Origin of the sequence: Streptomyces sp. NPDC002870, from assembly GCF_042888505.1 — a bacterium.
Taxonomy (GTDB): Bacteria; Actinomycetota; Actinomycetes; order Streptomycetales; family Streptomycetaceae; genus Streptomyces.
In genome coordinates this window covers 121,285-134,100 of sequence record NZ_JBIAPW010000002.1, presented here as the reverse complement: position 1 = coordinate 134,100, position 12,816 = coordinate 121,285, and the positions used below count along the sequence as shown (strand labels likewise).

The following is a 12,816-nucleotide window of genomic DNA, read 5'->3' as shown; positions in this document are numbered from 1 at the left end:
ACTCCACGCGTACGGATTCCCGCGCCCGCACTGAGACACCTCACGCGGCTAAGTGTCAAGCCGCGGCGGCAAGTTGGGCTGGGAACGCGGTCTGTTCGTCGAACAGTTCGTGTTTCTGGAGGCAGTGGTAGAGCTGGCCGATCATGCGGTTGAAGAGGTTGCGCTGGGCGGCCGCATGCCAGTCTCCGTGTTCGTCGCGCCGTCGCCGGTAGTGCGCCTTGGCGCCGGGTGAGGCGGTGATGGCGGAGAACGCTCAGAGGTAGCCGACGTGGTTGAGCCGGTCGTTCTTGACCCACCGGCGGGTGATGCTCGACTTCTTGCCGGAGGCCCGGGTGATGGGCGAGGAGCCCGCATACGCCTTCAGGCCGCGAGCGTCGGCGAACCGTGTGCGGTCGTCCCCGATTTCGGCGAGGACCCGGGCGCCGAGCTGGGTGCCGAGCCCGGGGAAGCTCAGGATCACGTCAGCGTCCGGGTGCTGAGGGAACGCCTCCTCCACCGCCTTGGCGAGGTCGTCGGTGGCCGTGCAGGCGGCCTCCAGCTGGCCCAGAAGGGCGAGCATCTGCTGGCCGAGCGCGTCCTCCAGCAGGGGCGGCTGGTGGGCGAAGTCGCCGCGGAAGACTTCACGGATCCGCTCGGCCTCGGCATCGATGCCGCGTTTGCGGCCGGCTCGTTTGAGTGCGCCGATGATCTGGGTACGGGTCAGTTTCGCGGCCCTGACCGGGGTCGGTGCGGCCTTGAGGAGTTCGCGGGCTTCGGGCCGGCACAGGCCGTTCTGCCAGGTCGCGAAGGCGTCAAGGGCGGCGGGGTAGTACTCGCGGAGCAGGGAGCGGAGCTGGTTGGCCATCTGCTGGCGGTTCCAGGTGGCGTCCTGTTGGGCGCGGGCCAGGACGGCGATGGCGCGGGCCAGATCGCTGTCGCCCGGCAGGGGCCGGTGGGCGTGCATGTCGGTGCGCAGGATGTTGGCCAGGACCAGGGCGTCGCCGGGGTCGGACTTCTTGCGCGAGACGCTGTGCCGGTCGCGGTAGCGGGCCGCGGCCAGCGGGTTGATCGCGAATACCTGCCGCTGGCCCTGCCGCAGCACCGTGACCAGCAGGCCGCGAGAGGTCTCGATGGCGACCGGAATCGGGTTCTCCTCGGTGTCGCCGTACTCGGCGAGCAGGTCAAGCAGGAGCTTGTAGCCGGCCGCGTCGTCGGTGATGTGACGCTTGGCCCGTAACTCGCCGCTGTCGTCGACCAAGGCGACGTCGTGTGTCTTCTCGGCCCAGTCGATTCCGCAGTAGATCAAGATGTTCCCTCCCCATGGCACGGTATCTGTGCTGGTCACGAGCACATGCGGGCCACGCAGCGACCTAATTCCAGGACTCGGCCCACCGGGCTGGTCCGCCACCTCACTAGCCGTTCGTGGCACCAGCGCACCGCGCGGGCCTCGGTCTATGCGGGAGCTCGGGCGGCTCGGGCGTATCGAGAGGTCTCCGTGTAGTGGGCTCGCACCACCGGCACCAACGAGTGATCAAGCAAGCAGTGTTGACGATGGTGGAAGTCGCGAGGACGCCGAACGCCGCCGCTCTGTTGTGAGACGTCGAGGCCAGGGCCTCCTGAGGCGTCCGCCCGGAGCCCACGCGACCACCACCATGAGCATCGGGGCACGCACCGCTCTCCCGCGAGGGCTCGCAGCCAGAAAGACGTAAGGCGTCGTGCGCCAGAAGCTCACGAGTACGATCGCGCGCCGCTCTCAGTGGAGGCCTCATCGGCCAGGGTCCAGAAAGGCGTCGCAGCCCCGCACTCGAACAGTCCGGCGCGGGCGGTCCCCGCTGCTGGAGCTGTTAACAAGGAATTAGGGTTCAGGGCCCTGCTACTCTCCGTGCGCGTGTACCTCAAACGGATGTACGACATGACTCCGGGGAAGCCCTTATGACGGCTCCCTCCGACACCCTGACGCCTCCGCCCACCGGGCCGGAGGCGTCATCCTGTGCGGCGGCCGTGCGGCGTTGGCCCCCGGCCACTCGGGTGCTCGTCACGGGCACGGCGCTCTGGGCGCTCTTCACGATCCTCAACTTTGCCTTGAGCGGACGCTGGTGGCTGTGGCTGGTTCCGGACCTGGCCCCGCCGCTGCTCTTCCTCGCCGTGCCGGCACTGCTGCTCGCCGTCGCCCCGACGGCCAGGCCGGTGCGCCGGTGGCTGATCCCCGTTCTCCTGCTGCTGCTGATGTCCGGGGCTCCGCGTGCAGGCATCCACTGGGGCGCTCTGCTGCCGGGCGGCGGCCAGGGACCTTCACCCGAGGGCGCGCTGAAGGTGTTCTCGTGGAACACCCAGTACTGGGAAACCTCCGACGACTCGGAAGCCTTCTACCGCTACCTCAAGGCCAAGGACGCCGACGTGTACCTGCTCCAGGAGTACCTCGCCTGGGAGCACAAGCAGCCCAAGCCGATTGACGAACTCGCCCGGGTCCGAAGGGAGTTCCCCGACTACCACATCGCGATCCAAGGGGAGCTCGTCACGCTCTCCCGCTACCCGATCGTCGCCCGGCCCGCGGTCGGCCGGGCCGAGGGGATCAACACAGACACGCCCTGGCAGCAGGTCTTCGAGCGGGGCAGAGTGCTGCGCACCGACCTGAACGTCCGGGGCAGCGTGGTCTCCGTCTACAACGTGCACATCCCAGTGCAGATCGACATCGACCGCAACTGGCTGAGCAGCGGTTTCTACCACACCGTACGGGAACGCGACGCCGAGCGCCGGGACCACTACGCGGCGCTCGAACAGGATGCCGCAGCCAACTCCAACCCATTGCTGATTTCGGGAGACTTCAACACCACTCCCGCCATGGGCGACCTCCGCGCCCTGCGGGACACCTTCAACGACGCACTCCCGGCCTCGACCTCCGTCCACCCCGGAACATGGAACAGCGAGGGCCTCGCACTCTGGCGTCTGGACTGGGTCTTCACGAACGACCGACTGCGCGTCCACAGCTACGAGTTCGAGGACCCGGCGGGCCTGTCCGACCACCGGGGTCAGGACGTGGTCGTGTCCCTCAAGAAATGACCGGCGGCCGGGCTCTCGGGCCCCGGCCCCCGGTCCGCTCCGCCGACGTGTCAGACGCCGGCATCGTCGAGGCGCCGCCGCTGGTCGTCGCCGAGCGTGATGTCGAGGGCGGCCATCGCCTCATCCACCTGGCTGATCCTGCTGACGCCGACGATGGGGAGAATCGGCGGATCGTTGTCCAGGAGCCAGGCGAGTACGACCTGGTTCACGGTCGCTCCGAGCTCCTCGGCCACCTCGCGCAGCGCCGCCAGCCGCTTGGGCGTGCCGGGGTGGTCGTACGCCTCGGGGATCTCCACGTCCGCACGGGTGTAACCCCCGGAGAGGAGTGGGCTGTAGGCCCACAACTGAAGATCCGGTTCCGAGCGTACGTAGTCGAGCAGTTCCCCGGTGACATGCACATGGGCCGAGGACGGCAGCGGGATGTCGAAGCGGGGCTGAAGATAGGAGTAGCGGTACTGCAGGTGGGTGTAGCGCGGCCGGACCCCCGCGAGGGTGCGGGCCCGTTCCGTCCGCCAGACGGCGTGGTTACTGGCCCCCAGCTCGCCGGCCTTCCCGGTCTCCACCAGGTCGGCCAGCGTGTCCACGGTCTCGGCGAGCGGCACGGACCGGTCTTCTATGTGGGTCCAGTACACGTCGACGCGGTCGGTTCCAAGGCGCCGCAGGCTCTCGTCGAAAGCGGCCCTGACGGCCTTCTCGGAGAGGCCCTCGGCGTTCTCCAGGCCGGTGCCGGGAACGGCCGGCCGCGCCCCGACCTTGGTGCTGATCACCACGTTGTCACGGGCGTTGCGGTCGGCCAGCCAGCGCCCGATCACCGTTTCACTCTCGTCGCCGGTCGCGCCGTCGATCCAGAACGAGTAGTTGTTCGCCGTGTCGAGCACGGTGCCTCCGGATTCCACGAAGCGATCGAGAATCTCTAACGAGGTCGACTCGTCGACGCTTGTGCCGAATCCCAGTGTGCCGAGGGCGATCGTGCGCTGTCGTGTCGTCATGGGGTCAATCCTCCCGATCAGGAATGCACTTCAAGTGAGAGCGGTCAGTCCTCGGAGCACTGCAGCCGGGCCACACAGCCGGACCGGCCACGCGGGTACAGCGAGCGCACCAGTCGACGGGCTCCCCTGATCCGACTGTAGGGATCAAGACCCCGGCCCGTTGCGCAATCCCGGAAAAAGGTCCAGACCATTCCCGAGAGCCCAACCGACCCGCACACTTCCCGTGATCCCCCAACTTCAGGGTTGACACCGGGCGTTGGTCTAGTCCAACTTAGTGGGAACACGCGTTCGGCGAGGTGAAGGCCCTGGCGTGGCTCCTTGCCGGAGTAGCGAGCCGGCTTGCCGACACCACGAGTCCAACTCGGGTGTCTACGACGTGTGACCAGCACCGAGTACAAGGAGGGAGGAATCCCAGTTCTGTCTTCGCGGAGAACCACAGTTCCCACGGGGCGACCGGCCGGCGCGACAGTGCGATCCAACTAAGTCTTCTTGCCGTGCGCGTGTTTGCCCGGTCTTCAGGCAGTGACATCCACCGTTGTGCGGATGAACTCCGCATTGCATGGCAGCCTTCCCGCGGCGTGATTTACCGACAGCCGACTGTGACCTCGCTGTGCTCTGGGTCGGCCAGTCGATCCGCTTGGTCGGCGGCACCGTATCGATCCCGGTTGGCGACGACGGTCGCGCCGAGGCCGTTCTCCGCGCTGACTGCGGTGAGCGATCGGTCCGCTTGGCCACACAAAAAATTCGAGCCTTGGAGCTATTGCATGCCGACGCCTGACCAATATCTGCATCGAGCCGCTTCGGATATCCCATATTTCAGCTCGGACGGCGAGACGTATCTGGCGCAGACACCGTTGAAGGATCTCCGAAACTTACGGCAGCTTCGAGTGCTGTCCGAAGAGGACTTCGCCTTCTGGCAGACTTACGGCTACGTCGTTGTAGAGCAGGCGATCCCCGCTTCTGCGGCGGAACGTCTCCTGGAGTTCACATGGGACTTCCAAGGGCTCGATCCAGCCCGGCCGGACAGCTGGTATTCAGATCAGCGATTCCGATCGGATTTGGACAGAGAGCTGCACATCTATGGATTCGTCGAGGCATACCACCACCAGCTCATATGGGACAGCCGCCAGACGCAGCGAGTCTATGATGCGTTCGCCGATGTGTGGGGCTGTGAAGAGCTGTGGGTGACCCTGGACCGGCTCAACCTCAACCCGCCCAACATCAAGAACCGCGATCGCGCGCTTATCGCGCCCACGGACAAAGGGTTTGACATCGAGCTTCATTGGGATGTCGACACCACACTCGGTGTGCCGCCACAAAGAGTCCAGGGGATCATCGCGCTGAACGATACCCAGCCAGAACTGGGCGGTTTCCAGTGCGCGCCCGAGTTGTTCCGTCAGTTCGACCAATGGAAGGCTGTTCAGCCGGCGGACCGAGATCCCTTGAGGCCAGAAGCTGACCGGGAGGACTTTCCCGTGGTCCGACCAGCACTCAAGGCGGGCGACCTGTTGATCTGGAACGGTCTGCTTGCACATGGGGTGGCACGCAACACCTCGGAGAACGGCGTTCGAGCGGTCCAGTACCTCTCCATGATGCCCGCTCTGGAGTCACACCATGAACTGAGACGATCCCGGGTCGACTCATGGCGCCATCTCAGCACACCGGACTGGAACAAGACGCTGGTCGGCGACGCGAAGAAGCACGAATCCCTCAGGTACGGCACTGCCACGCTGAATGACCTCGGCAAAAGACTGCTGGGGCTCGAATGCTGGAGCGGGCAAGAACCGGAACAGTCAGCCGGAGAACTACGGCATGCATAAAATCTGTCTCACCCTTCCCACGAACAGAGCATGCGCCGCCACGATATCGGCCATGCGCGGGGAAGCGGTTTACGCCGCCAAACACTTCGATGTCGAGGTGCACCTGTTGATCCTGGACTCTTCTGACGAGCATGCGTTTGCGGAGCACGCCAAAGTGGTCAGCGAGGCGTACAGCGTCCCGAACGTGATCGTGCACCATCTCGGCGAGGCGGAACAGCGGAACTTTCTGCAGAGGGTTATCGACCGGGCAGGCGCCGCCAAGCCGGATCTGATGCTCGATCTCATGCTCCCGGCCGACGTTTCCTACGGCGCCTGCACCAACCGGGCATTCTTGATCGGTAGCGCGCTCGGGTGTCGATCGATACACCGCAGGGATTCAGACAGCAGCTATCAGGTCCTGAATGGTGAGCCTGTCTTTCCCATTCACCACGAGCTCACATCACTCGGAAAACGCGCGACCGAAGCGGCACATGGCGTGTCCGAGACCACGCTTGACCCGGCGCATGCCGACAAGCCAGTTGCGTTGGTGGGCAGTTCCTTTGTGGGTGAGCTGTCCGTGGACATCAGTGAGATCTATCAGCTCGACGGCAACATCTACTACGACGTCGTAAGCCTGTGGGCCCCCAGCGAGTGGCCGGAAGATGAGAAAAGGCAGTGGGTCGACGAATCCTTCAGGGGGGCCGGCGCCGAATCATTCATCCACGATCACTCGACGCTGACCACCGTCGACCCCATGCGGGTGGACATGTGCAACATCAGTTTCCATCATGAGGTGTACGAGCGCGTACCACTGCCGCCCGCGACCAATACCATCGGGAGCGATTACTTCCTCATACACCTGGTCTACGACGGCAAATTGCCTGGCGTCCTGCACAACCGCAACATCGTGAACTTCTACACCGCTGAGCGAAGAACCGATTTTGGATTCATGGCCTACCAGATGCGGTTGACGAAGTTTTTCCTGTCGATGCTCTACTTCAATTTCATCTACGGCAGGATGGCGGCGGCCAGCGAGTCACTGCTCGACGATCGGCATCGCGTCCGCGCGTCCACGATCGTCGAATTCGTCAGGGAAAGTACCCGGTTGGACAGGGAAGAGAACGTACAGCGGCTGGACAGCCTCGATCGTTCCTACCGAAAGCTGGGAGGCAGATACGCCGAGTTCGCCGACATCCTGGCGTCACGCAGTCGGCGACTGCTTGACGAAGCTCGGGAGGACATCGAGGACTTCGCGCTGCTGATGGAAGCGTGGGAACCGCTGATGCACGCGAGCAGGGCCACGAGCGTCCACCCACTGCACCGGTAGCCGGACGCAGACCATCATGCACGTGAATACACATATGCGCGCGGCCCTGGCAGCCGCTTCCGAGGACCAGATCATCTTCGATCTCGCAGGGATTGAAGGACGATATGAATCGTTGATACGGGAGCTGCCCGGCATCTCCGTCCGATTTGCGATGAAAGCCTGTCCGGTGGACGAGGTGCTTGCCTGTCTGGCAAGAAAGGGCGCCGGCTTCGACGCGGCGAGCCCCAATGAAATTGCGCAGGCAATCAGGACCGGCGTACCGATCGACAGGATACATTACGGCAACACCATCAAGTCCGACCGGAATATCGTCGATGCGCATCGTCTTGGTGTCAGGGACTTTGCAACCGACAGCCTGGAAGACGTGACGGCGATTGCAACCCGTGCCGCGGGTGCTCGAGTGTTCTGCAGGCTGGCCACCAGCGGGGACGGGGCACTCTGGGGTCTCAGCCAGAAATTCGGATGCTCGGGTACCGACGCAGTACTAGTTATGGAAGCGGCGCGGGCAGCAGGCCTGACACCATCAGGCCTGTCCGTTCATGTCGGCTCACAGCAAATGACGGCCAAAGCGTGGCGAAATTCTTTCGAATACCTCGCTGACGTGCTCGCGGTCCTGAATAAGCGAGGAATCTTTCTGGACCATATAAATCTCGGTGGCGGCCTGCCTGCCCTCGGTTATCTCGACACGCGGGGCAGGCCTTTGGACCCTCCAATGGACAAGATATTCGCCGTGATCCGAGAGGGCATGGAGCAGCTCAGGGAGGTGTCGGGATCTCACCTGGACTTCATTATGGAGCCGGGGCGCTATCTAGTCGCCGACCACGGTGCAATTAGGGCACACGTGTCCCGGCTGTCAGCGAGACAACAAATGAACGGTGAACGTCAATACTGGCTGTACCTGAGCTGTGGAAAATTCAACGGCTTGTATGAGATGGATGAGCTTCAGTACAGGCTGATGTTTCCTTCTCATGTTGGCACAGAATACGTGCCGGCTGTCATTGCGGGCCCTACTTGCGACAGTGATGACTCCTACGCCCATGAGCACAATCTAGTATCGGTGCCCAAAGCGGCCGCATCAGGAGATCCGGTCTGGATACTCTCCAGCGGTGCCTATGCCACCAGCTACACGACACAGGGGTTCAATGGCTTCGCTCCACTTCCGCACACGTGGATACACGGCGAAAACAACGGCAGAAACGACCCGGAAGGCCTGGAATAGATGGGCCACGACGTGCGCATACGGCACATCTCCGACGGCGACTGGAGCGGCATTTTAGCGCTGGAAGCCAGTGCGTACACCGACAGCACACTGTCGGAGGAGCGGGCCGCACTGGAGTCCAGAGCTCGCGCCTCGCCAGCCACATGCTTTGTGCTGGATTTCGAACAGCAGATAGCGGGCTACTTGCTCGCATTACCCTACCCGATGTTCCAATATCCGGATCTAACCCGAATGGAGGAGACTGTTTTCCACTCGCGGAACTTGCATCTGCACGATCTCGTCATCGCCGAAATTTTTCGCGGCAGAGGGTTGGCAAAACATCTCGTGCACCACCTCACAGCAACGGCCAGATCAAAGATGTATGAACGCATCTCCTTGATCGCCGTTGCAGGCAGCGAGATCTTCTGGTCGGCGAACGGATATAAGGCCCATCATGAGGTCGCTCTCCCGAGGAGTTACGGCACAAACGCGGTGTACATGTCCAAGGCGGTGTGAGGAGTCCGCGAACCAAGAAGTCGAAGCCAACCGACTGTCCGCTGCCCGTAGCATCACCGGAAGACAAGTAGGCTGATTCACATGTTTCGTGTTCGTGATCAATTCCGACGGGCACAGTTGGCGATCGCAGCGTTGTTCTTCTTTCTTGGGTTTCAGTATGCCACCTGGGCATCGCGGCTACCCGCGATCAAAACTCAGCTTGACCTGACCGAAGCGGAACTGGGCCTGTTGTTGATGGCCTGTGGTGCGGGCGCGGCAGCATCTTTCCCGCTCGTGGCGATACTGATGAAGCGACTGGGCTCCCGGCGCCTCGCATTTCTGTCGGCACTCTGCCTGGGCATGCTGCTGCTTGCGTTGGCTGCGGCCCCGAGCTATCCGGTCACTCTTGTGATCATTTGTTGCGACGGCATCGCCGTCGGGTCCTTGAACGTCGCCATGAACGCGCAAGGAGCCGCTCTCGAAGTCAAATACCAGCGAACCGCTATGGCTAAATTGCATGCGACATTCAGCGGTGGGGCATTGTGCGCTGCACTCCTCGCGTCCGGCGTGAACATGTTGACCCCGGCTCTGGCGGCGCATTTTGGTGTGGCCACCGTCATTCTGTTGCTGCTGGTCGGATACGCCCGATCGGGATTGCTGATGGAAGACCACCAGCCTCCGAAGGAGAACCGTCGCAGGTTGACCATGCCGTCTCGCGTGACGGTATGGATGGGTTGCGCAATGGCGTTCGGCACCGTGACCGAAGGCGCCATGAACGACTGGTCCGCGCTTTACATGAAGGACGTTGTCAACGCATCGTCAGAAATAGCGCCCATGGGCATCGCGGTCGTCTCAGTCATGATGGTGCTTGCTCGCATTTTCGCCGATGGCTGGCGCACCCGCTGGGGCGACGGACGTATTGTCCGCGTCGGTAGCGCACTGGCCGGTGCAGGACTGGCGCTTTCCCTGTTGGTCGGCGGCGTGGTGCCGGCATTGATCGGGTTCGCCTGCGTCGGACTGGGCACTGCAGCCGTGACTCCATGTATTTATGTGGCCGCAGCAAGACAGGGTTCGGACGCACTGGCTCTGGTCGCCGCCATGGGAACAACAGGCTTGCTGGCAGGACCAGCGATGATCGGCTTCATCGCGAGCGCCAGCAGCCTGGTGTGGGGCATGGGCGCCGTTGCCGCCTCGGCAATCCTCGTATCCCTGTGCGCCACGCAGATCCGCTGGCCGCTCCTCACCGACACTTCCCGAGCTTGAACTCCTGGTGTCGCGAGGTGCGAGCCGTGACCGTGGCGTCCCGACGGGAATCGAGCGGATGCTGACGGACCGCCAGGAGTCGGACCGTCCGCGCAGTTGCAGGCCGAACGGTTGACATCAGACTGTTGCCGTACCGATATACGGACGGGGGGTGACTGTACGCGGACCACTCGCCTAGATTTCCTGCGCATTACAACAGGTGATCAGCGAGGGGACGTGCACATGCCAGAGCCGTCAGCACCACCCAACACGCCACTCAGACGACTCACTCCGAGGTCGATCGCCATCTGGTCGCTCGTCGCCCTCGTGGCCGCGGCCGGCTGGGGTGTGCTGGCGCTCTCCCGGGGCGAGGAGATCTCGGCCGCCTGGATGCTCGCGGCCGCGCTCGGTTCGTACGCGATCGCCTACCGCTTCTACTCACGTTTCATCGCGAACCGGGTACTGAAGGTCGACAAGGACCGGGCCACCCCCGCCGAACGGCTCAATAACGGCATCGACTTCCATCCGACCGACCGCCGGGTGCTCTTCGGGCACCACTTCGCGGCGGTCGCGGGCGCGGGCCCGCTGGTCGGCCCCGTGCTCGCCGCGCAGATGGGTTATCTGCCGGGCACCATCTGGATCATCGTCGGCGTGATCTTCGCCGGTGCGGTGCAGGACATGGTGACGCTGTTCTTCTCCACCCGCCGCAACGGCCGTTCGCTCGGCCAGATGGCCCGTGACGAGATCGGCCCCTTCGGCGGAGCGGCCGCGCTGGTCGCCGTCTTCGCCATCATGATCATTCTGCTGGCCGTGCTCGCCCTGGTGATCGTCAACGCCCTGGCGCACTCCCCGTGGGGTGTCTTCTCCATCGCCATGACCATCCCGATCGCCCTCTTCATGGGCGTCTATCTGCGGGTGCTGCGTCCGGGCAAGGTCACCGAGGTCTCGGTCATCGGTGTCGCACTGCTGCTCCTCGCCATCGTCGCGGGCGGCTGGGTCGCCGAGTCCTCGCTGGCCGAAACCTTCACCCTGGCGCCGGGCACGCTGGTCATGTGGATGATCGCGTACGGCTTCCTCGCCTCCGTACTGCCCGTGTGGATGCTGCTGGCGCCGCGCGACTACCTCTCGACCTTCATGAAGGTCGGCACGATCGCGCTGCTCGCGATCGGCGTCTTCGTAGCCCTGCCGACCCTGAAGATGCCCGCCGTCACCGAGTTCGCGAGCCGCGGCGACGGGCCGGTCTTCGCCGGATCGATGTTCCCGTTCGTCTTCATCACCATCGCGTGCGGCGCGCTCTCCGGCTTCCACTCGCTGGTCTCCTCGGGCACCACCCCGAAGATGGTCCAGAAGGAGACCCAGATCCGGATGATCGGGTACGGGGCCATGCTGACCGAGTCCTTCGTCGCCGTCATGGCGATGATCACGGCCTGCATCATCGACCCCGGTCTGTACTTCGCGATCAACTCCCCTGCGGGCGTGGTCGGGACAACGGTCCAGTCCGCCTCCGAGGCCGTGACGAACTTCGGCTTCTCCATCTCGCCCGACGCGCTGGCGAAGGCCGCGTCGGACGTCGAGGAGGCCTCACTGCTGTCGCGGACCGGTGGTGCACCGACCTTCGCGCTCGGCATGTCGGAGATATTCTCCGCGGTCATCGGTGGCGCCGGCATGAAGGCGTTCTGGTACCACTTCGCGATCATGTTCGAGGCGCTGTTCATCCTCACCACTGTGGATGCCGGCACCCGGGTGGGCCGCTTCATGCTCCAGGACATGCTGGGCAACGTCTACAAGCCCTTCCGCCAGGTCAGCTGGAAGCCGGGCGTCTGGTTCGCCAGCGCGGTCGTCGTCGGCGGCTGGGGCTACTTCCTCTGGGTCGGCGTGCACGACCCGCTGGGCGGCATCAACCAGCTCTTCCCGCTGTTCGGCATCGCCAACCAGCTGCTGGCCGCCGTGGCACTGGCCGTCTGCACCACGCTGCTGGTCAAGTCCGGCCGCCTCAAGTGGGCGTGGGTCACCGCCGTCCCGCTGGCCTGGGACGCCGCCGTGACGCTCACCGCGAGCTGGCAGAAGATCTTCTCGGCCGACCCGCGGGTGGGCTTCTTCGCCCAGCGGGACAAGTACCAGGCGGGCATCGATTCCGGCGAGGTGCTGCCGCCCGCCAAGACCATGGACGAGATGCACACCGTCGTCACCAACTCCACGGTGGACGGCGTGCTTTGCGCCCTTTTCGCCCTCCTCATCATCGTGGTGATCGCGGATGCGGCACGGGTCTGCGTCAAGGCCGTCAGGGACCCCGCGAGCGTCAAACTGTCCGAGGTCCCGTTCACCGAGTCGAAGTTGGTGGCACCGGCCGGTCTGTTCCCCACGGCGGAGGAGAAGGCCGAGCTCGTGGCCGCGGGGGTCGGCCCCGAGGGCGGCATCCGCAAGGACGGCCGCGCCGACGACGGCCGCGCCGAGGACGGCGTGCCGGCCGGGACCGGCTCGCCGTGAGCCCGGCGACGAGCATCCGGCGGGCGGCGGACTGGATCCGCTGGTACGTACGCGAGGTGTCCGGCGAGAGCGTGTACGACAAGTACGTCGCCCACGCCAGATCCTGCGACCCTGCCACCGAGGTCATGACCCGGCGCGAGTTCGAACGCAAGCGCACGGACGCACGGGAAGCGGATCCGCGCGAAGGGTTCCGCTGCTGCTGAACGGTTACGCGCACAACGGGCCGCCGCATTTCCGGTG

At 64.3% G+C, this 12,816-nt stretch carries 9 protein-coding genes and 1 pseudogene; 8 read left to right on the top strand and 2 right to left on the bottom strand.

The window, feature by feature from the left end; translation table 11 throughout:
• Positions 1–55 precede the first annotated feature (55 nt).
• A pseudogene (locus ACFYWY_RS03060) lies at positions 56–1,306 on the bottom strand (IS110 family transposase).
• Between the two features lie 605 nt (positions 1,307–1,911).
• Here ACFYWY_RS03060 and ACFYWY_RS03055 point away from each other — a divergent pair.
• On the top strand, positions 1,912–3,039 hold the full coding sequence (locus ACFYWY_RS03055) for an endonuclease/exonuclease/phosphatase family protein (protein WP_389178756.1): 1,128 nt from the start codon (positions 1,912–1,914) through the stop codon (positions 3,037–3,039).
• Between the two features lie 50 nt (positions 3,040–3,089).
• On the opposite strand, the gene ACFYWY_RS03050 is transcribed toward ACFYWY_RS03055, so the two are convergent.
• The gene (locus ACFYWY_RS03050) at positions 3,090–4,028 is read right to left on the bottom strand and encodes an aldo/keto reductase (protein ID WP_389178753.1); all 939 of its coding nucleotides are present in this window, start codon (positions 4,026–4,028) and stop codon (positions 3,090–3,092) included.
• 764 nt (positions 4,029–4,792) lie between these two features.
• On the opposite strand from ACFYWY_RS03050, the gene ACFYWY_RS03045 reads away from it, so the two are divergent.
• The 7 genes from ACFYWY_RS03045 to ACFYWY_RS03015 all read left to right on the top strand — a co-directional run bounded on the left by ACFYWY_RS03045 (position 4,793) and on the right by ACFYWY_RS03015 (position 12,779).
• Positions 4,793–5,848, top strand: coding sequence for a phytanoyl-CoA dioxygenase family protein (locus ACFYWY_RS03045; protein WP_389178750.1), 1,056 nt, complete (start codon positions 4,793–4,795; stop codon positions 5,846–5,848).
• A complete protein-coding gene (locus ACFYWY_RS03040) occupies positions 5,841–7,154 on the top strand; it encodes a DUF6271 family protein (protein ID WP_389178747.1) in 1,314 nt (437 codons plus the stop codon). The genes ACFYWY_RS03045 and ACFYWY_RS03040 overlap by 8 nt, the downstream gene beginning before the upstream one ends.
• Before the next feature lie 16 nt (positions 7,155–7,170).
• The gene (locus ACFYWY_RS03035; RefSeq protein ID WP_389178744.1) at positions 7,171–8,373 is read left to right on the top strand and encodes a type III PLP-dependent enzyme; all 1,203 of its coding nucleotides are present in this window, start codon (positions 7,171–7,173) and stop codon (positions 8,371–8,373) included.
• Positions 8,374–8,868 (top strand): GNAT family N-acetyltransferase, encoded by a 495-nt coding sequence (locus ACFYWY_RS03030; protein WP_389178741.1) that lies wholly within the window; start codon positions 8,374–8,376, stop codon positions 8,866–8,868.
• An 81-nt stretch (positions 8,869–8,949) separates the two neighbouring features.
• Positions 8,950–10,110, top strand: coding sequence for an MFS transporter (locus ACFYWY_RS03025; RefSeq protein WP_389178738.1), 1,161 nt, complete (start codon positions 8,950–8,952; stop codon positions 10,108–10,110).
• A gap of 222 nt (positions 10,111–10,332) precedes the next feature.
• Complete coding sequence (locus ACFYWY_RS03020) at positions 10,333–12,576, top strand: carbon starvation CstA family protein (protein ID WP_389178735.1); 2,244 nt, start codon at positions 10,333–10,335, stop codon at positions 12,574–12,576.
• Positions 12,573–12,779, top strand: a complete 207-nt coding sequence (locus ACFYWY_RS03015; protein ID WP_389178732.1) for a YbdD/YjiX family protein — start codon at positions 12,573–12,575, stop codon at positions 12,777–12,779. The genes ACFYWY_RS03020 and ACFYWY_RS03015 overlap by 4 nt, the downstream gene beginning before the upstream one ends.
• Positions 12,780–12,816 lie beyond the last annotated feature (37 nt).